Genomic DNA, 19,656 nt, shown 5'->3' on the forward strand with positions numbered 1-19,656 from the left:
GCCTCGACTCCCCAGCTCCTTCCCCCGCTTGCGGGGGAAGGTTGGGATGGGGGCGATGTCCGATGCGACATCGTTGAGCGCGGCGATCTGAAGCGGCCCCCACCCCGGCCCTCCCCCGCAAGCGGGGGAGGGGCTGCATACGGGGGGAGGTGACTGGCGAGCGGAGCCTCGCGCCGTCTCAGCCGGCCTGCGGGGCCGCGTCCGGCGCGGGGCATTCGAAGCGCTTGCGCTTGCCGTTGCCCGCGGCGGCGCCCAGCATGCGTTCGCTCACCGGGCGGGCGGTGCCGAACATGCGCCAGTCGTAGAGCACGCTGAAGGCGAGGATGCGGGCGACGTATTCGCGGGTCTCGCGGTAGCTGATGGTTTCGATCCAGATGTCCGGGTCCATGTCCCCGCGCTGCGACAGCCAGCGCGAGGTCGGGGTGGGACCGGCGTTGTAGGCGGCGATCGCCACGTAGGGCTTGCCGTACATCTGCTCCTTCTCGCGCAGGTAGGCGGTGCCCAGGGTGATGTTGGTGGCCGGGTCGTACAGGCTCTCGGCGCCGCCCCAGGGCAGGCCCAGGCGGCGCGCGACCGCGGCGCCGGTGCTCGGCAGCACCTGCATCAGGCCGCGGGCGTTGGCCGGGGAGCGGGCGCGGGGGTTGAAGGTGCTCTCGGCGCGGATCTCGGCGGCCACCCAGGCGGGGTCGAGGCCGTTCCTGCGCGCCTCGCGTTCGATCAGGTCGGCATGGTGGATCGGGAAGCGCAGGGTGTACAGGCGGTGTTCGTCGGGCGTCTTGCCGAGGTTGAACACGGCGCGGTCGAACCAGCCGTGCTCCTGCGCCACCTGCACCGCGATGCGGCGCTGGCGGTCGTCGAAGCGGGCCAGCGCGTCGTTCCATTCGCGCACCGCCCAGCCGCTGCGGTCGGCGCGGTACAGCGCCATCGCCCGCACCAGCGCGGGATCGGCGGCGACGGAGGCCTTCTCGGCCTCGCTCCAGTCAGGCGACCACGGGCACAGCGCGTAGGGGCGGTCGAGCCGGTCGGCGGCGAGGAAGCCGTGGAAGTCGGGCTTGGTCGCGGCCCTGGCGAACAGCACCCGGGCGCCGGCGCGGTCGCCGGTGAGCTCGAGCATCCGCGCCTCGAACCACTGCCAGCGCGAGCGGCTGCGCAGCGCCGGGTCCATCGCCCGCAGCGCGGCAAGCGCCGCGTTCCAGTCGCCGCGCGCCAGGGCCTCGCGCACGCGCCACTCGTGCAGGCGCTCGTCGTAGGCCGAGGCCGGGACCGCGGCCAGCAGGCGCGCCGAGTCGGGCAGGTAGGAGGCCACCGTCCACAGCGCCGCCTGGTACAGCACGCGGCCGCGTTCGACCTCGGTGAAGTCGAGCGCCCGCGCGATCGCCGGCAGCCGGGCTTCGGCGGCGAGCGGATCGTCCTTGGCGAACCTGGCCAGCCCGTGCGAGGCGACCAGCCGGCTGCGCGCGGTCTTCGGCCACTGCGTGGCGCGCGGATGCGGCGCCTGCACGAAGGCGGCGTAGTCGTTGGCCAGGGCGAGCTGGTCGGCCGGCAGCCCGCGGGCGGCGGCGCGCATCACGCCCGGCTCCCATTCGGCGGCGGCCAGTTCGATCCGCTCCCAGCGCAGCGCGTCAGTCAGGCCGCCGCGCGCGGCGAGCGCCTCGAACACCGGGTCGCACTCGTTGGGCAGCGACTTGCCGCTGCTGCGCCACATCGCCTGGGCGTCACGGATCCACTGCGCGTCGGCGGCGCCGGTTTCCAGGCGCGCCTGCAGCTCGGCGCACCGCAGCGCCGTGTGTGTGACCGCCGGCGACCAGGCGGCGCGGAAGCCGGCCCAGTCCTTGCGCTTGAGCAGGGCGCGCAGCCAGGCCTCGCGGAACACCTCGGCCACCGGCTGGCCGGCATGGCGTTCGAGGAAGGCGCGGGCGCGGGCCGCGGGCAGGGTGTCGATGTCCTTGCGCAGGGCGACCATGTCCACCCAGGGCTTCACCGGGTGGTCGGGAGCGAGGGCGGGCGCGGGCAGGCCGCGTTCGGCGGCCTCGAAGGCGGCGCGCAGGGTGGCATCGTCCTGCGCCTGCAGGACCGGGGCGGCCAGCAGGGTGAGCGCGGCGAGTACGATACGCAGCTGCTTCGACATCCCCCGACTATAGCCAGCGCCCGATGAACGACTTTTCAGGCCGCCGCCCGTGCGCGGGGGCATTCCGGTGATCGAGGGCTGGTGGATGTTCCCGCTGCTGGGCGTGGCCGCCGGCGTGATGGCCGGCCTGCTCGGCATTGGCGGCGGACTGGTGCTGATCGGCGCGCTGGTGTGGCTGCTGCCGGCGCACGGGATCCCGGCCGACGCGGTGATGCACACCGCGCTGGCCAGCTCGCTGGCGAGCATCATCCTGACCGGCGCATCTTCGGCGCGCGCGCACAACGCGCGCGGCAGCGTGCTGTGGCCGACCGTGGCCTGGATGGTGCCCGGCCTGCTGCTGGGCGGCTGGCTGGGCAGCTGGTTCGCCGTCGCGGTGCAGGGCGAGGTGCTGCGCTGGTGCGTGGCGCTGTACTGCTTCGTGGTCGCGGCGCAGATGGCCTTCGGCGGCCCCCGCGGCGGCGCGGCCGGGGACGCGGTGGTGCCGACCGGCTGGCCGATGGCGGCGGCCGGGAGCGGGATCGGCGCGGTCTCGGCCGTGGTCGGGATCGGCGGCGGCAGCATGACCGTGCCGCTGCTGGTCTGGCGTGGCGTGCAGCCGGTGCGCGCGGTGGGCACGTCGTCGGCCTGCGGCGTGTTCATCGCGATCGCGAGCGCCGCGGGTTATGCGGTGCATGCGCCGGACGGCGCGCTGCCGGTGCACGCGGTGGGCTACGTGTACCTGCCGGCGGCGATCGGGATCGCGCTGGCCTCGGTGCTGGCCGCCCCGCTGGGCACGCGCCTGGCGCACGCCATCAGCGGCACGGCGCTCAAGCGCGTGTTCGCGGTGTTCATGGTGCTGGTGGGGATCAGCGTCCTGGCCCGGTGAGGGCGCGGCAAGCTGATGCGGCCCCCACCCCTGCCCTCCACCGCACGCGGGGGAGGGAGCCTGGTCTGAACCTTCTCCCCGCGCACCGGCGCCTTCCCCCGCTTGCGGGGGAAGGTTGGGATGGGGGCAGTGTCCGACGCGAGACCGTCGAGCGCGGCGCGCTGATGCGGCCCCACGCCAGCTCTCCCCGCGCCACTCCCGCAAGTGGCGGAAGAGCCTGCGTGCAGGCTGGGCAACGCGCTCACCACCGGCCCTCGTCAGCCCAGGCCGGCGACGGTGCCGACTCAGGCCGCGGGGGCTTCGCTGCCTGCGTCTGCCGGCGGCCCGGGGGCGGGTTCGGGGGCCGGGCGCTGGAGGGCGTCCCGGGCGTGGTGCAGGAAGTCGCTGACGTACCAGCGGCCGTCGAGGCGCTGGAGCTGGACCACGGTGTCGATCGGGCTGCCGGCCAGGCGGTATTGCATGCGCACCATCGCCATGTCGCCGGTCTGCGACTGCAGCTGCACGTCCATCGCGCGCAGGTCGGCGGCCAGGTCGAGGCCGTAGGCCTGCAGCGCTTCGCGCAAGGTCACTGCCATGCGCGACATGTGCCGCAGGCTGTCGTCCATGCCGGCCCGGGCGAAGGCTTCGTCGCTGTCGAGCGCGGCCTCGCGCGCGGCGGCCGAGAGCGCGGCGATCGCGGCCTGGGCGCGGGCCCGGTCGCCCAGCGGGGCCTGCATCGCCCAGCTGCCCAGCGCCTCCACCAGCTGCGGGTAGTGCTCGCGCTCGCTGTCGCTGAACTCGCCCTGCCGGGTGATGTATTGCACGGTGAACACGGTCAGGAACTCCGCCGCCGCGGCCAGGCTGGTGTTGGCCAGCTGGCGGTCGAAGGCCTGCTGCAGGTCGCGCTCGGCGCCGGGCGCCGACAGCGCGGCCATCGCCCGCGGGATGTGCGGGGCGAACGGCAGCTGATCGAGCGGCCAGCGCGTGCGGCCCTCGCGCCAGGCCTGCTCCAGTTGCGCGTGCAGGTCGGGTGGTACCGCGTCGCGGGCGAACGCGTCGAGCCGGCCGTCGGCCAGGTGCGCGGTCAGCAACCGCACCGTTTCGCCCGGGGTGGGCGGCTCGGCCCGTCCGGCATCGTCGGCGTCCTGGCGTCCGCCGCAGCCGGCCAGGCCGGCCAGCAGCGCTGCCGCCAGCAGGCCCGACAACATGATCGCGCGCTTCCCCATCGATCGGCGCCCCCTTGGATCCGAGGGCATCTTGGCCACTGCGGCGGCGGACGACAACCTCGCCCGACCCGGAACCTGCGCGGCACCCGGGCCGGGGCCGCGCCGCCCTGGCGCCGGTGCGGCGGGAGAGGCTCCGGGTCCAGGCGCGGCGCGGCCATCGCCGGCCGCCGGTCCGGCAGGCGCCGATCGCGGCGCCGCCGGCTACTTCACCCGCCGCTTCTCGAGCTTGCGGGCCAGGGTGCGGCGGTGCATGCCGAGCTGGCGCGCGGCCTCGGAGATGTTGAAGTCGGCCGCGGCCAGCGCTTCGTGGATGTGTTCCCACTCCAGGGTCTTGATCGAGGTCTGGCGGCGGGTGAGCGGCACCCCGGTGTCGCCGTCGCCGCTGCTGGCGAAGGCGGCCTCGATGTCGTCGGTGTTCGACGGCTTGGCCAGGTACTGGTGCGCACCGAGCTTGATCGCCTCCACCGCGGTGGCGATGCTGGCGTAGCCGGTGAGCACCACGATCTTCATCCCGGGGTCGTGTTCGTGCAGCGCCTTCACGCAGGCCAGGCCGGAAGTGCCGGCGGCGAGCTTGAGGTCGACCACGGCGTGGGTGGGTGCGTAGCCGTCGGCGAGCACCTCCTGCATCGCGTCGAGGCTGGCGGCGTGGCGCACGACGTAGCCGCGGCGTTCGAACGAGCGGGTCAGCGTCCGCGCGAACGCGGCGTCATCCTCGACGATCAGCAGTCTGCGGGCGTCGTTGGTCACTCCTCCTCCTGCTCCAGCGACAGCGCCGGCAGCGGCAGGGTGACGGTGACCGCGGCGCCGCCGCCGGGTTCGTTGTATGCGGTTATGGTACCCCCGAGCGTACGCGCCACGTTCACGGCCAGGAACAGGCCCAGGCCGCGGCCGGGCGCGCCCTTGCTGGACTGGTAGGGCTTGCCGATGCGCTCGATCATCTCCGGCGGGAAGCCGGGGCCGTCGTCGCGCACGGTGAGCACCAGCGCGCCCTCGAACAGCGTCGCCTCCATCTCCACCCGCGAACGCGAGGCCTCGAGCGCGTTGTCGAGGATGTTCCACAGCATCTGCTGCAGGCCGACGTCGGAGACGATCGCGGCGTCGCGCTGGATCCGGTCGTGGTACTCGAAGCCGCGCACCGCGCGACTGCGCTTCCACTCGTCGACCAGGTCGTCGAGGAAGGCGCGCAGGGTGGTGCCGCGCGGCTCCTCGCCGCGGGTCTCGCCGGCGGTGGCGAGGATGTTGGAGACGATCGCCTTGCAGCGCAGCACCTGGGCCTGCATCTCGGTCACGTCCTCGAGCAGTTCGGGCTCGGAGGCGAAGTGCGGCAGGTGCTGCCAGTCGCCGAGGATCACCGCCATCGTCGCCAGCGGCGTGCCCAGTTCGTGCGCCGCGCCCGAGGCCAACAGGCCCATGCGCACGATGTGCTCCTCCTCGGCCGCGCGTTGGCGCATCGCGGCCAGGCGCGCGTCGCGGGCGCGGATGATGTGGCGGATGCGGATGATGAACACCACCAGCAGCACCGCGATCAGGGCGAAGCACAGCAGCAGGCCGAACAGGTAGGGGTTGTCGAGGCCGCCGAGCGGGCCGCCGGGCAGGTGCACCGGGCCCGGGAACAGCGTCAGCCCGATCACGCAGGCGCAGGTCAGCGCCACCACCAGCCACGCCGACCAGGCCTTGAGCAGCTCCGCCGCCAGCACCACCTGCAGCAGGTACAGGAACACGAACGGATTCGCGATCCCGCCCGACAGGTACAGCTGCACGGTCAGGGTCGCCACGTCCACCAGCAGGCCGACCAGCAGCGCGGTGTTGGTCACGCGCCGGCGCGGGCGCAGCATCGCCACCAGGTTGAACAGCGCGAGCGCGGCCAGCACCGCGAACATCGGCACCAGCGGCAGGGCGATGCCCAGCGCCCAGTGCACCACCGAGATCGTGACCAGCTGCCCGACCACGGCGATCCAGCGCACCAGCACCAGCTGGCGCAGGCTGTTGGCGTTGGCGCTGCGGTGCGGCTCCTCGAGCGCCTGGTGCCGGCCGGGGCCGTGGATCTGGGTCGGCAGGGAAGCCTCGGGCTGGGTCATGCGGGCGGCACGCGGGGTTCGGGACTGCGGGGTGGAACGGCTGCCGGCGGCCGGCGTGCCGCGGGTCCCTGCCACCATGCCCGCGGCCGGCCGCTGCGTCCACCGCCGCGCGCATGCGGGCGTGTCTGCTGTCGGCGCGATCAGCGCCCGCAGGCGATGCGCAGCGCGGCGTCGTCGGCGGACAGCTGCACCCAGGTGGCGTTGCCCAGGCTGCCGTCCTCGCGCAGCTCGACCTGGTCGAGCAGGTCGGCGCGGCGGTGGCCGATGCAGTCGTAGACCGCGCCGAACTGGCGCGTGGGCTCCCAGCGGCCGGCGAGGATGACCCGGGTGAGCACCTGTCCCGGCCGGTCGGCGTGGCGGCGATTGAAGCGGCTGTCGATCGCGATCAGGCGGTTGGTCAGCGGCACCACGTAGGTCCAGGGCCGGTACCAGGAGCGCACCTGGTTGCTGGAGACGACCTCCACCCCTTCCGGGAAGGTGCCGGTGGTGCGCTCGAACCAGGAGTATTCCAGCCAGATCGCCATCAGCAGCATCCCGGCGCCGGCCGCGGCGGGCACGATCCACTGCGGCAGCCGCTTGCGCAGCGCGATGTTGAGCGCGAGCGCGATGCCGGCCAGGCCGAAGCCGGCGGCGAGGATGGCGATGAATTCCAGCAGCATGGAGGCTCCCGAGGGGTGGCTGGCGATGGAACACGATTGTAGTCGGCGCGCGGCAACCGGATGCCGGGCCCGGAAGCGGTGCGGCCCGCCCCCGTTTCCGGGAGCGGGCCGCCGCAGTGCGACAGCAGGTGGATCAGTGGTGGCCGGTGGCCGCCCCCGCGCCGCGCGGCACGCGGATGTCCTCGACCAGGTGGCGGATGTTCTCCGGCACCGGAGCCGTCATCTTCATCACGACGTAGGCGACGATGAAGTTGATCACCGCACCGACGGCGCCGAAGGCCAGCGGCGAGATGCCGAACAGCCAGTTGTCGGGCGTGTCGGCCAGCATGTTGGTGCCGGCGATGAAGAACCAGCCCTTGTAGGTGAACAGGTACACGCTGGTCGAGACCAGGCCGGCGAGCATGCCCGCGATGGCGCCGGTGGAGTTCATCCTCGTGGAGAAGATGCCCATCATGATCGCCGGGAACAGCGAGCTGGCGGCGAGGCCGAACGCGAACGCCACCGTCTGGGCCGCGAATCCGGGTGGATTCATGCCCAGCCAGGTGGCCACCACGATCGCCGCCGCCATCGAGATGCGCGCCGCCAGCAGTTCGCCCTTCTCGGTGATGTTCGGCTTGAAGGTGCGCTTGATCAGGTCATGGCTCACCGCGGACGAGATCGCCAGCAACAGGCCAGCCGCGGTCGACAGTGCGGCCGCCAGGCCGCCTGCCGCGATCAGCGCGATCACCCAGCCCGGCAGCCCGGCGATCTCCGGGTTGGCCAGCACCAGGATGTCCTGGTTGAAGGTGACCATCTCGTTGCCCTGCCAGCCGCGCTCGGCCGCGATCGCGGCGAACTCGGTGCTGGCCTCGTTGTACGACTGGATCATGCCGTCGCCGTTCTTGTCCTCGAACTTCAGCAGGCCGGTCTGCTCCCAGTTGTGCATCCAGTCCGGGCGCGCGTCGTAGGTCAGCGACTCGGCGCGGGTGCCTTCCGGATAGATCGTGGTCAGGATGTTCAGCCGCGCCATCGCGCCCACGGCCGGGGCCACGGTGTAGAGCAGGGCGATGAACACCAGCGCCCAGCCGGCCGACTTGCGGGCGTCGGACACCTTGGGCACGGTGAAGAAGCGGATGATCACGTGCGGCAGGCCCGCGGTGCCGACCATCAGCGACAGCGTGAACAGGGTCATGTTCAGCGTCGAATCGTGCAGCCCGGTGTAGTCGTTGAAGCCCAGGTCCACCAGGATCTGGTCCAGGCGCGCCAGCAGCGGCATGCCCGACTCGGTGTGGGTCGAGAACAGGCCCAGCTGCGGGATCGGATTGCCGGTGAGCTGCAGCGAGATGAACACCGCCGGGATGGTGTAGGCGATGATCAGCACGATGTACTGCGCCACCTGGGTGTAGGTGATGCCCTTCATGCCGCCCAGCACCGCGTACACGAACACCACCGCCGAGGCGATCAGCAGGCCGGTGTTGGTGTCCACCTCCAGGAAGCGCGAGAAGGCCACGCCGGCGCCGGTCATCTGCCCGATCACGTAGGTGATCGAGATCATCAGCAGCGACGCCACCGCCACCAGGCGTGCGACCCGGCTGTAGTAGCGGTCGCCGATGAAGTCGGGCACGGTGAAGCGGCCGAACTTGCGCAGGTACGGCGCCAGCAGCATCGCCAGCAGCACGTAGCCGCCGGTCCAGCCCATCAGGTAGGCCGAGTTGCCGTAGCCGACGAAGGCGATCAGGCCGGCCATCGAGATGAACGAGGCCGCCGACATCCAGTCGGCGGCGATCGCCATGCCGTTGGTGACCGGATGGACGCTGCGGCCGGCGGCGTAGAACTCGGAGGTCGAGCTGGCCTTGGCCCAGATCGCGATCGCGATGTAGAGCAGGAACGAGCCGCCGACGAAGATGAGATTGAGAGTGAACTGATCCATGGTCGCCCCTTATTGCTCGTCCACGTCGTACTCGCGATCGAGCCGGTTCATGTACCAGGTGTAGTAGAAGATCAGCACGATGAAGGTCAGGATCGAGCCCTGCTGCGCGAACCAGAAGCCCAGGTCGGTGCCGCCGATGCGGATGCCGGCGAGCAGCGGCCGCAGGATGATGCCGAACCCGTAGGACACCAGGGCCCAGATCGACATGCAGATCCAGATGATCCGCAGGTTGGCCTTCCAGTAGTGCTGTGGTGATTTCTCGGACATGTCTTTCGTTGCCCCCTCGTGCGGTCGGTCGATCAGAAGGTGTACTTGACGGTGGTCTGGATGCGCCTGAGGTCGCCCTTGCGGCTGTCCTCGAGCTCACGCTGGCCCCAGCCGATCTCCGCGCCGATGTCCAGCTTGGGGAACGGCGAATAGATCAGGTTGGCGTGGAAGGAGTGCGCGCGCTCCACCGCCGCCCAGCTGTCCAGGCCCCAGCCGGCCAGGTTGCGGTCGTTGTCGAACGCGGCCACCGAGTACATCAGGTTCGAGCGCAGCTCCGGGGTGAACGCGTGCCGCCACGCCACGAAGCCGCCGGCGCCGGTCTGGGCGTGCAGCCGGCCGTTGGCGTCGGCCACCGCGTCGGCGCCCAGGCCGAAGCCCATGTAGCGGCCGATGCCCTCGCCGTAGTTGGCCATCCAGCGGATGTCGTCGCTGGCGCCGAGGTTGAACCGGCCCGAGAGGCTGAACGCCGCGCCGGTGGTGGTCTCGTCGCCCGACTTGAGCTGGCGCAGCAGGCCGGCCGCCGAGAAGTGGCCCCAGTCGCCCTTGGCCACGTAGCGGGCGGTGAGGTCGGGCATCAGGTCGTTGCCGCCGGCGTTGTTGCGCGCGGCGTTGACGACGTTGCTGACCGTGGTGTGCGGGTTCTCCAGCGAAACCGAGAACGGGCCGCTGGTGTAGCGGATCTGCGCCTGGCGCACGAAGGTGGTGCCTTCGGTGACGCCGACGAAGTCGACCGCCTCGGGCAGCGCCGCCACGTCCTGGAAGTTCGACCAGGTCTGGCCGGCCAGCCAGTTGTTCCAGGTCACGTAGGCGTGGCGGATGGTGATGCCGTGGGTGTTGGTGGAGACCTCGTTGCCCAGGTTCGAGGTGCCGCCGCCGAACAGGTCGGCCTCGATGAAGCCGCGGAACTTGTTGCCGTTCTCGGTCGTGTGGTCGGCCGCGAACCAGAAGCGCGAGAACGCGGCGTGCACGTCGGTATACGGATCGGTGTCGGGCTCGGCGCCGTCGGCGGCCACCGGGATCGTGCTGGGCACGTAGAACATGCGGCCGGCCGAACCTTCGGCGATCACGCCGTCGCTGGTGTCGGTGGCCATCGCGTCGAGCTTGATGAAGCCGCCGTAGGTGAACACCGCGTCGGGGTTGGCCAGGATCGGCTTGGACTGCACCGGCTTGGCGGTCTGCGCGACCTGCACCTCGTCCAGCCGCGTCTGCGCCTGGGTGATGCTCTGCTGCTGCTGTTGCTGCGCCTGCAGCAGGGCCTGGATCTGTGCCTCGAGCTGGGCCACGCGGGCCTCCAGTTCGACCTCTTTGGCCGTCTGCGCGAAGGCCAGTCCGGGTGCCGCAAGCGCGACCAGCACGGCACTGGCCAACAGGCGCCGCGGGTGGCGTCGTTTCGTCGTCATTGCTCCCTCCCACAGGAATCCGCGCATGCGCGGTCCCCGGAGCCTGACCGCGCCGCCGGCGCCCGCCTATTCGCCATTGGTCGAATACGCCGCCGCCGCGGGCGCGGCGCGGCTGCGCCGTGCTAGCCCCGGTCCGCGCCCGGGAGCGGGCCGGACGATCCCTGCAGCGCCAGCCAGCACAGGCCCACGGTCACCGCGTCGCCCAGCGCGCTGTGCCGGGCCAGCACCGGCACGCCGAGGCTGTCGGCGATGTGCTGGAAGTCGAGGTTGGGCGGCGCGTTGGGCTGGGCGCGGCGGGCGCGGGCGGCGTAGGCCGCGGCCAGCTCCACGCGCGGGTTGGGCAGGGCGAAGCCGGTGAGCGCGCGCACGTGCGGCGCCAGCATCGCCAGGTCGAACGACAGGTGGTAGCCGAGCAGGGTGCGGCCCTGCAGCCAGTGCAGGAACTCGCGCACCGCCTCGGTGACGGCCACGCCGCTGGCCGCCTCCTGGGGCGTGATGCGGTGGTGGCGGATGGACTCGATGCCGAAGGCGCGATGGACGCGGATGCGGCGCTCGAAGCGTTCGGAGACCAGCACCCGTCCGTCGCGCACCGGCACCGCGGCCAGGCTCAGGATCTGGTCCCGGCGCGGATCCAGCCCGGTGGTCTCCATATCCAGGCTGACCCACTCGCCCGGCCGCGCGGGCCCCAGCAGGCAGGCCCATTCGCCATTGCCGGCCCGGCGTCGCAGCCACCAGCGTCGCAGCGGGCCCATGCTAGTCGCGCAGGTGGAAGCTCTGGCGCACGTGGGCGCGGAACTCCTTGACCACCAGCAGCGCATCGCGCATCAGCTCGCGGTCGAGCCGGCGCAGGCGGGAAGGATCGATGTGGTTGTCCGGCGCGCGGCCCTGGTCGAGCGCCGCGAACTGCGCGTCCAGCCGCATGTGCTGGAACACGTTGAGCGCCTGCGGCAGGTCGCGCCCCAGGCCGGGGGACAGTTGGCCCGCCTCGACCAGCGCGGCGCAGCGCTCGCGGCTGCTGGTGGCGGCGATGCCGTGGCGCAGCGCCAGGCAGCGCAGCCCGTGCACCACCGGGAACAGGCCGCCCTTCTTGATGTCGGTGCCGGCGCCGCCGCTGCGCACGCGGCCGAAGAAGGTCAGCGGCATGTCGAATTCCAGCGTGGCCGCGGCCAGGTGGTGGAGCAGGATCTCGTCGTCGCCCAGCGCCATCAGCGCCTGCTTGACCGGCGCGAACAGCGCGCCGTTGCCGGCGACCGGGCGCGCGTCGAGCGCGATCGACAGGTCCAGCGCGCCCTGTCCGCCGTGCACCCGCCGCCACTGCCCGATGCGCTCGCGCCACTGCGCCGCGCTCATGCGCCAGTGCGGGTTGTCCACCATCACCCGGCCCGGGCACGGCGGGTAGCCGACCTTCGCCAGCGCCGCGCTGAAGCGGTCCATCGCCTCGCCCAGCCCCGGCCAGTCGAGGTCGTCGGCCAGCACCAGGGCGTTGTCCTGGTCGGTCTTGAGCAGCTGCTCTCGGCGGCCCTCGCTGCCCATCACCAGCAGGCAGATGCGCTCGTGCAGCTCCGGCGGCACCACCAGCTCGAAGATGCCGGCCATGATGCGGCTGTTGAGCGCGCTCACCAGCTCCATCATGTAGGGAATGCGGGTGCCGTTGACGTTGAGGCTGCGCACCAGCCGGGTCATGCCGGAGGCGGCCTCGGCGATCGCGTCGATGTCGCGCGCGCGCGCCAGGCGCAGGCTGATCAGGTGCGAGTGGCTGGCGAAATGGGCCAGCACCTCGGCCATGCCCAGGGTGCCGGCGACGCGCCCGCCCTCGGTGACCACCACGCGCTCGATCTGGCGCTCGGTCATGTCGATCAGCGCCTGGAACAGCACTTCGCCGGTGCCGATGGTCGCCAGCGGGCGGCTGGCCAGCGGGCCGACCGGCGCGTCGAGCGGCAGCGCGCGCAGCGCCAGCGCGCCCAGCAGGTCGGTGCGGGTGACGATGCCGGGCTGCGCGTGCGCGGGGTCGTCGACCAGCAGGCAGTCCACGCGCCGGTCGCGCAGCCGCGCGCTGGCCTCGGCGATGGTGGCGGCCGCATCGATGTGCTCGGCCGGCGCCAGGTCGGCCTCGCCGACCCGGATCACCATCAGTTCGGCGGCCTCGCGGCGCTCGCCGCCGTTGGCGAACTGGCGCTTGGCGGCCAGTCCCTCGTTGAAATACGCCGCCACCCGCGGATTGTCCTCGAGCAGCTGGCGGAAGGTGGCGGCCGGGATCATGTGGCTGACGCAGTCGCCGTCGGCGCGATAGCTGAAGCGCGCGCGCCCGGCCATCACCGCCCAGGCGCCGAGGATGTCGCCGGGTCCGTAGTCGGCGAAGCGCTCCTCGCGCCCGCGGTCGTCCACCTGGTAGGCGTGGACCAGGCCCTTGAGGATCACGAACACCTGCGGCGAGGGCCTGCCGGCCTCCATCAGCGTGGTGCCGCCGGGATGGAAACCGATGTCGACGCTGGACTGCAGGCGCCGCCGGCCGGCGTCGTCGAGCAGGTCGAACGGCGGCAGGCTCAGGTCCAGGCCGGGGACGGGGTCCATGCGCGCATTGTGCGTCGCCGTCGCCGGGCGTTGAATAGACCAAGGTCTAAATCGCGTTACGCTGCGATGCGGCAAACTGGGGCCAGCCCAGTTCCAGTGAGGAGGAACCGCCATGTCCGATGTGTATCCCGTGCCCGAGGCGTTCGCGGCCCAGGCCAACGTCACCGCGGCCGACTACGAGCGCGACTATGCCGAGTCCGTCCGCGACCCCGATGCCTTCTGGGGGCGCATCGCGCAGCGGCTGGAATGGAGCAGGCCGCCGACGCGCATCCGCGACGTGAGCTTCGACCGCGAGGACTTCCGCATCCGCTGGTTCGCCGACGGCGAACTCAACGCCAGCGTCAACTGCCTCGACCGCCACCTGGCCACCCGCGGCGACAAGACCGCGCTGATCTGGGAGCCGGACGATCCGGCCGCCGAGCCCAAGCACGTCAGCTACCGCGAGCTGCACGCGCGCGTGTGCAAGCTGGCCAACGCGCTGCGCAGCCTCGGGGTGAAGAAGGGCGACCGGGTCACGATCTACCTGCCGATGATCGTCGAGGCGGCGGTGGCGATGCTCGCCTGCGCCCGCGTCGGCGCGATCCACTCGGTGGTGTTCGGCGGCTTCGCCCCGAACTCGATCGCCGACCGCGTGGCCGACTGCGGCAGCAAGCTGATCATCACCGCCGACGAGGGCCTGCGCGGCGGGCGCAAGGTGCCGCTCAAGGCCAACGTCGACGCGGCATTGAAGATGCCCGGCACCCAGAGCGTGGAGACGGTGCTGGTGGTGCGCCACACCGGCGCCGCGGTCGACATGCAGATGCCGCGCGACCGCTGGTACGACGCCGTGGCCGACGGCCAGCCCGGGGAGTGCGAGCCCGAGCGCATGAACGCGGAGGACCCGCTGTTCATCCTCTACACCTCCGGCTCCACCGGCAAGCCCAAGGGCGTGCTGCACACCACCGGCGGCTACCTGCTGTACGCGGCCTACACCCACGAGGCGGTGTTCGACCTGCGCGAGGACGACATCTACTGGTGCACCGCCGACGTGGGCTGGGTGACCGGCCACAGCTACATCGTGTACGGCCCGCTGGCCAACGGCGCCACCTCGCTGGTGTTCGAGGGCGTGCCCAACTACCCGGACTACTCGCGCTTCTGGAACGTGGTCGACCGGCACAAGGTGACCATCTTCTACACCGCGCCGACCGCGATCCGCGCGCTGATGCGCGAGGGCGCCGAGCCGGTGAAGAAGACCTCGCGCGCCTCGCTGCGCCTGCTGGGCAGCGTCGGCGAGCCGATCAACCCCGAGGCCTGGCGCTGGTACCACGAAGTGGTGGGCGACGGCCGCTGCCCGGTGGTAGATACCTGGTGGCAGACCGAGACCGGCGGCATCCTGATCTCGCCGCTGCCCGGTGCGGTCGACCTCAAGCCGGGGTCGGCGACGCTGCCGTTCTTCGGCGTGCAGCCCGCGCTGGTCGACGCCGAGGGCAAGCTGCTCGAGGGCGCGGCCGAGGGCAACCTGGTGATCCTCGACTCGTGGCCGGGCCAGATGCGTACGGTCCACGGCGACCACCAGCGCTTCATCGACACCTACTTCAAGACCTATCCCGGCATGTACTTCACCGGCGACGGCTGCCGCCGCGACGAGGACGGCTATTACTGGATCACCGGCCGCGTGGACGACGTGATCAACGTCTCCGGCCACCGCATCGGCACCGCCGAGGTGGAAAGCGCGCTGGTCTCGCACCCGAAGGTGGCCGAGGCCGCGGTCGTCGGCTTCCCGCACGACATCAAGGGCCAGGGCATCTACGCCTACGTGACCCTGGTGGCGGGCGAGGTGGAGAGCGACGAGCTGCTCAAGGAACTGGTGGCGCACGTGCGCAAGGAGATCGGGCCGATCGCCTCCCCCGACTTCCTGCAGTGGGCGCCGGGCCTGCCGAAGACGCGCTCGGGCAAGATCATGCGCCGGATCCTGCGCAAGATCGCCGAGAACGCGCCCGACCAGCTCGGCGATACCAGCACCCTGGCCGACCCGTCCGTGGTCGAGTCGCTGGTGAAGAACCGGAGGGACGCGTAGCCGGGCGCGCCGCGCGGCGGGGGCCGGCGGCGCCGTCCTCCGCCATCGGTCGCCGGTCGCGGTCCCAGGACCACCCCAGGCTCCCCACTGCCCCCGTTCCCCCATGACCACCATCCTCGTCGCAGACGACCATCCACTGTTCCGCGAGGCCCTGCGCGGGGCGGTGGTCCGGGTGATTCCCGACGCCGAACTGTACGAGGCGGACAACGCCGACGGCCTGTACGCCATGGCCGACGCGCACCCCGACGCCGACCTGCTGCTGCTCGACCTCAACATGCCCGGCGCCCAGGGCTTCAGCGCCCTGGTCCACCTGCGCGGGCTGCATCCGCAGCTGCCGGTGGTGATGGTGTCCGCGCGCGAGGAGCCGGCCGTCATCCGGCGCGCGCTCGACCACGGCGCCATGGGCTTCATCCCCAAGTCGTCCAACGCCGAACTGCTGGGCACCGCCCTGCGCAGCGTGCTCGACGGCGACCGCTGGGTCCCCGAGGCGGCCGACGCCGCCCCGCGGGTCGGCCCGGACGAGCACGAGGTGGCCGCGCGCGTGCGCGAGCTCACCCCGCAGCAGTTCCGGGTGCTGCAGATGCTCGGCTCGGGCATGCTCAACAAGCAGATCGGCTACGAGCTGGGCGTGTCCGAGGCCACGATCAAGGCCCACATGAGCGCGATCCTGCGCAAGCTCGGCGCGTCCAACCGCACCCAGGCGGTGCTCATGGCCGGGCGCCTGGCGGTGGATCCGGACAAGGTGGTGCCTCCCGGCGGCGACGAGGACTGAGGCCGGTCAGGCCTCGGCGTCCACGCGGCGCCGCTGCGCGGCCAGGAACGCGCGCAGCGAGGCCGGCTTGACCGGCTTGGTGAGCACCCGGTAGCCGCGCTCGCGCGCGGCGCGCTTGAGCGCATCGCTGCCGTCGGCGGTGAGCAGGGCGCCGGGCAGCGCGCAGCCGGCGGCGCCACGCAGCGCGTCGAGGGTGTCCAGGCCGTCGAGGCGGTCGTGCAGGTGGTAGTCGACCAGCAGCACGTCGGGGCGTTCGGACAGGCGTTCGAGCGCCTCGTCCACGGTGGTGGCGGTCACCGTGCGCACGCCCCAGCGCGAGAGCAGGGCGTGCATCCCGGAGAGGATGTCGCGGTCGTTGTCCACGCACAGCACGGTCAGGCCGTGCAGGCCCTGGTCGATGTCCAGCGGCTGCGCCCCACCCGCGTCCGGCGCCAGCGGCGAACCGCGCGGCACCACGATCGAGAACACGCTGCCGCGGCCGACCGTCGAACGCGCGTCGAGCGCGTGCCCGAGCAGGCGCGAGATGCGCTGGCAGATCGAAAGCCCCAGGCCCAGGCCGCGCCCGTCCCAGTCGAAGGGCTGCTCGTAGCGGTGGAACTCGTCGTAGATCTGGCGCATGTGGTGCTCGGGGATGCCGGGCCCCGAATCCCAGACTTCCAGCGCCACCTGCCCGCCGCGCAGGCGCGCGCCCAGCACCACCCGCCCGCGCGGGGTGTAGCGCAGCGCGTTGGCGATGAAGTTCTGCAGCACCCGGCGCAGCAGCCGGCGGTCGCTGCGCACGGTCAGCGCCGGCGCGTGCACGCGCATGTTGATGCTGCGCGCGGCGGCCATCGGCGCGTACTGCGCGGCCAGCTCGCGCAGCAGCACGCCGGCATCGAAGTCGGTGATCTCCGGCTGCAGCTTGCCCGCGTCCAGGCGCGAGACGTCCAGCAGCCCGTCGAGCAGCTCCTCGGCCGCGCGCAGCGCGGTGTCCACGCGCTCGGCCAGGTGCGCCTGCTCCTGCGGCTCGCTGCTCTCGCGCAGGGCCGAGGTGAACAGGCGCGCGGCGTTGAGCGGCTGCAGCACGTCGTGGCTGACCGCGGTGAGGAAGCGCGAGCGCGATTCCTGCGCGATCTCGGCCTCGCGCGTGCGCTCGGCCACGCGCTGCTCCAGGTGCTCGTTGATCTCGCGCAGCTCGCGCTCGACCCGCTTGAAGTCGGTGACGTCGCTGTAGCTGGTGGCGTAGCCGCCGCCGGGCAGCGGCTGCCCGCGCAGCTGCAGCACCTGGCCGTCGGCGCGCACCCGCTCGCTCACGTGCGGCGAACCGGCGCGCATGTAGCCGATGCGCTTGTCCACTTCCTCCTCGATCTGCTCCGGGGTGAGCGGCCCGAGCTCACCGCGCTGGGCGTTGTAGCGGATCAGGTCGGCCACCGGGCGGCCGATGTAGAGCATGCCGTCGGGATAGTCGAACAGCTGCTGGTAGCGGCGATTCCAGGCCACCAGGCACATGTCGCCGTCGACCACGCTCACGCCCTGGTCGATGTTCTCGAGCGTGTTGGACAGGATCTCGCGGTTGAAGCGCAGCTCCTGGCCGGCCTCGTCGAGCACCGCCACCACCTCGCCGACCTCCATGCCCGAGCCCTTGAGCAGGCTGGTGACCACCAGCCGGGCCGAGGCCGCGCCCACCGCGGCGGCCAGCAGGCGTTCGGTGAACTGGACCCAGTTGCGGTCGGCGTGGGCCTGCGGCTGCAGCTCCTGCGACAGCTCGCGCGCGCGCTGCCGGAACGCGCGCTGCGCGGTGCGCTCGCCGACGATCCGTCTGGCCAGCACCAGCAGGTCGCCGATGGCGACGTTGCCCTTCCACTCGCCGGCCACCAGCGCCGCGCGCGCGGCGTAGGGGTCGAGGAACGGAGCGGCGCGCAGGCGCTCGTCCAGGCTCGGGCGCCAGCGCGCCGACACCACCAGCAGCGCGCCGATGTTGGCCAGCAGCGACCAGAACGTGCCGTGGGTCAGCGGATCCCAGCCGCCGAGGCCGAACAGCTGGCGCGGGCGCAGCCAGTGGATCCCGAACGGACCGTCGCGCACCCAGGCCGGATCGAACCAGCCGGCGTCGGTGAGGGTGGGCAGCAGCAGGGTGTACAGCCAGACCGCGAAGCCCAGCGACAGCCCCACCTCGGCCCCACGCCGGCTCGCCCCGTGCCAGTACAGGCCGCCGATCAGCGCCGGCGCGAACTGCGCCACCGCGGCGAAGGACATCAGCCCGAACGAGGCCAGCGAGGCGTCGCTGCCGCTGGCGCGGTAATAGCCCCAGGCCATGCCGGCGATGCAGACGATGGCGATGCGCCGGATCCACAGCACGGTGCGGGCCACGTCGCCGCCGTGGCGTTCGGCCCAGCCGCGGCGCAGCAGCAGCGGCATCACCAGGTCGTTGCTGACCATGGTCGCCAGCGCCACGCTGGCCACGATCACCATGCCGGTGGCGGCGGAGAACCCGCCCACGTAGGCCAGCAGCGCCAGGCTGTCGCGCTGCTCGGCCAGCGGAAGCGCCAGCACGAAGCTGTCCGGCGCCACCTCGCCGGCGGTGCCGAACAGCACCATGCCGGCGCTGGCGATCGGCACCACCATCAGGGTGATGACCACCAGGTAGGCGCTGAACATCCAGCGCGCGCGGCGGATGTCGGCGACGTTGCCGCATTCGACGATGGCGACGTGGAACTGGCGCGGCAGGCAGAAGATCGCGGTGAACGCGAGCAGGCACTGGGCGACGAAGCCCACCGGCGGGGCCACGTCGACCAGGGCGCGGGTGGCGGCCACGTAATCGAGCTCGCGCGCGCCGAGCCAGCTGCTGGCGAACAGCCCCACCGCCACCAGCGCCACCAGCTTGACCACCGATTCGAGCGCGACCGCCAGCATCATGCCGGGACGGTGCTCGGTGGCGTCGACCTGGCGGGTGCCGAACAGGATCGAGAACAGCGCCATCAGCGCCGCCACGTACAGCGCCGGATCGCCCAGCGCCGGCCCGTCCGGGTCCTGCCCGCCCAGCACGCCCAGGCTGATCGCCACCGCCTTGTACTGCAGCGCCAGGTAGGGCACCGCCGCGATCAGCGCGATCGTGGCCACCAGCGCCGCCAGCGGCTGCGAGCGGCCGAAGCGCGAGGCGATGAAGTCGGCGATCGAGACCGTGTTCTGGTCCTGGGCCACCCGCGCCATGCGTTCCAGGATCCGCCAGCCGAACAGCAGCAGCAGCAGCGGCCCCAGGTAGATCGGCAGGTAGCCGATGCCCGAGCGCACCGCGGTGCCCACCGCGCCGTAGAAGGTCCACGACGAGCAGTACACCGCCAGCGCCAGGCTGTAGACCAGCGGCCGCAACCACGGCCGCTGCGGATACAGCGGGTAGCGGTCGCCGATCCACGCCACCGCGAACAGCAGCGCGGCGTAGCCGACCGACACCAGCAGCAGGACCCAGCCCGGCAGCATCCAACCCTCCCCCGATCGGTGCGCCCCGGAGTGTAGCGCGGCCGGTCGCGGCGGCGGCGCGGGCCACCCCCACCCCGACCCTCCCCCGCATGCGGGGGAGGAGGCACGGCTATTGCGCGGATTGCAGGTCTCCGCGCGCCCTTCCCGCGTTCCGGCCGTGCTCCCACACCACCGCACAGCCGCGGAATGTCCCGCCTGCCCCGTGTGCGGGGGAGGGGGCGCGGCTCTTGCGCGGGTCGCAGGGCTCCGCGCGCTTCCCGCGTCCCGGCCGTGCTCCCACACCACCGCAC

The 19,656-nt window shown here is 72.2% G+C and carries 14 protein-coding genes; 3 read left to right on the forward strand and 11 right to left on the reverse strand.

Going from position 1 to position 19,656, the window contains the following annotated elements; genetic code table 11:
- Positions 1–178: 178 nt before the first annotated feature.
- Positions 179–2,128, reverse strand: coding sequence for a lytic transglycosylase domain-containing protein (locus tag FQY79_RS14235; protein ID WP_146313555.1), 1,950 nt, complete (start codon positions 2,126–2,128; stop codon positions 179–181).
- A 49-nt stretch (positions 2,129–2,177) separates the two neighbouring features.
- Between FQY79_RS14235 and FQY79_RS14240 the strand changes: the two genes are divergently transcribed.
- Complete coding sequence (locus tag FQY79_RS14240) at positions 2,178–2,993, forward strand: sulfite exporter TauE/SafE family protein (RefSeq protein WP_246123142.1); 816 nt, start codon at positions 2,178–2,180, stop codon at positions 2,991–2,993.
- A gap of 284 nt (positions 2,994–3,277) precedes the next feature.
- On the opposite strand, the gene FQY79_RS14245 is transcribed toward FQY79_RS14240, so the two are convergent.
- From FQY79_RS14245 to FQY79_RS14280, 9 genes are all read right to left on the reverse strand, one after another.
- On the reverse strand, positions 3,278–4,180 hold the full coding sequence (locus FQY79_RS14245) for a hypothetical protein (protein ID WP_146313556.1): 903 nt from the start codon (positions 4,178–4,180) through the stop codon (positions 3,278–3,280).
- A 219-nt stretch (positions 4,181–4,399) separates the two neighbouring features.
- Positions 4,400–4,945, reverse strand: coding sequence for a response regulator transcription factor (locus FQY79_RS15510; RefSeq protein ID WP_222434298.1), 546 nt, complete (start codon positions 4,943–4,945; stop codon positions 4,400–4,402).
- Positions 4,942–6,276: an ATP-binding protein gene (locus FQY79_RS14250; protein ID WP_222434299.1), complete on the reverse strand. Its 1,335-nt coding sequence runs from the start codon at positions 6,274–6,276 to the stop codon at positions 4,942–4,944. Before FQY79_RS14250 ends, FQY79_RS15510 begins: the two co-directional genes overlap by 4 nt.
- Positions 6,277–6,416: 140 nt before the next feature.
- Complete coding sequence (locus tag FQY79_RS14255) at positions 6,417–6,935, reverse strand: hypothetical protein (protein ID WP_146313557.1); 519 nt, start codon at positions 6,933–6,935, stop codon at positions 6,417–6,419.
- A 133-nt stretch (positions 6,936–7,068) separates the two neighbouring features.
- Positions 7,069–8,844 carry a sodium:solute symporter family protein gene (locus FQY79_RS14260; RefSeq protein WP_146313558.1) on the reverse strand — a complete coding sequence of 592 codons (1,776 nt, stop codon included), beginning with the start codon at positions 8,842–8,844 and terminating at the stop codon, positions 7,069–7,071.
- 9 nt (positions 8,845–8,853) lie between these two features.
- Entirely contained in the window at positions 8,854–9,111 is a 258-nt protein-coding gene (locus tag FQY79_RS14265; RefSeq protein ID WP_146313559.1) for a DUF4212 domain-containing protein, read from the reverse strand.
- A 32-nt stretch (positions 9,112–9,143) separates the two neighbouring features.
- The gene (locus FQY79_RS14270) at positions 9,144–10,511 is read right to left on the reverse strand and encodes a DcaP family trimeric outer membrane transporter (RefSeq protein ID WP_146313560.1); all 1,368 of its coding nucleotides are present in this window, start codon (positions 10,509–10,511) and stop codon (positions 9,144–9,146) included.
- Between the two features lie 122 nt (positions 10,512–10,633).
- Complete coding sequence (locus FQY79_RS14275) at positions 10,634–11,263, reverse strand: exonuclease domain-containing protein (protein WP_186760092.1); 630 nt, start codon at positions 11,261–11,263, stop codon at positions 10,634–10,636.
- Between the two features lies 1 nt (position 11,264).
- Positions 11,265–13,082, reverse strand: a complete 1,818-nt coding sequence (locus FQY79_RS14280) for a putative nucleotidyltransferase substrate binding domain-containing protein (RefSeq protein WP_186760094.1) — start codon at positions 13,080–13,082, stop codon at positions 11,265–11,267.
- A gap of 112 nt (positions 13,083–13,194) precedes the next feature.
- On the opposite strand from FQY79_RS14280, the gene acs reads away from it, so the two are divergent.
- Together acs and FQY79_RS14290 are read left to right on the forward strand one after the other, a co-directional pair.
- Positions 13,195–15,138, forward strand: a complete 1,944-nt coding sequence (gene acs, locus FQY79_RS14285; RefSeq protein ID WP_146313563.1) for an acetate--CoA ligase — start codon at positions 13,195–13,197, stop codon at positions 15,136–15,138.
- 103 nt (positions 15,139–15,241) lie between these two features.
- Positions 15,242–15,910 (forward strand): response regulator transcription factor, encoded by a 669-nt coding sequence (locus FQY79_RS14290; RefSeq protein ID WP_146313564.1) that lies wholly within the window; start codon positions 15,242–15,244, stop codon positions 15,908–15,910.
- Between the two features lie 6 nt (positions 15,911–15,916).
- On the opposite strand, the gene FQY79_RS14295 is transcribed toward FQY79_RS14290, so the two are convergent.
- Positions 15,917–19,366: a hybrid sensor histidine kinase/response regulator gene (locus tag FQY79_RS14295; RefSeq protein ID WP_146313565.1), complete on the reverse strand. Its 3,450-nt coding sequence runs from the start codon at positions 19,364–19,366 to the stop codon at positions 15,917–15,919.
- Positions 19,367–19,656: the final 290 nt, after the last annotated feature.

It is taken from the genome of Luteimonas wenzhouensis, from assembly GCF_007859305.1.
GTDB lineage: Bacteria > Pseudomonadota > Gammaproteobacteria > Xanthomonadales > Xanthomonadaceae > Luteimonas > Luteimonas wenzhouensis.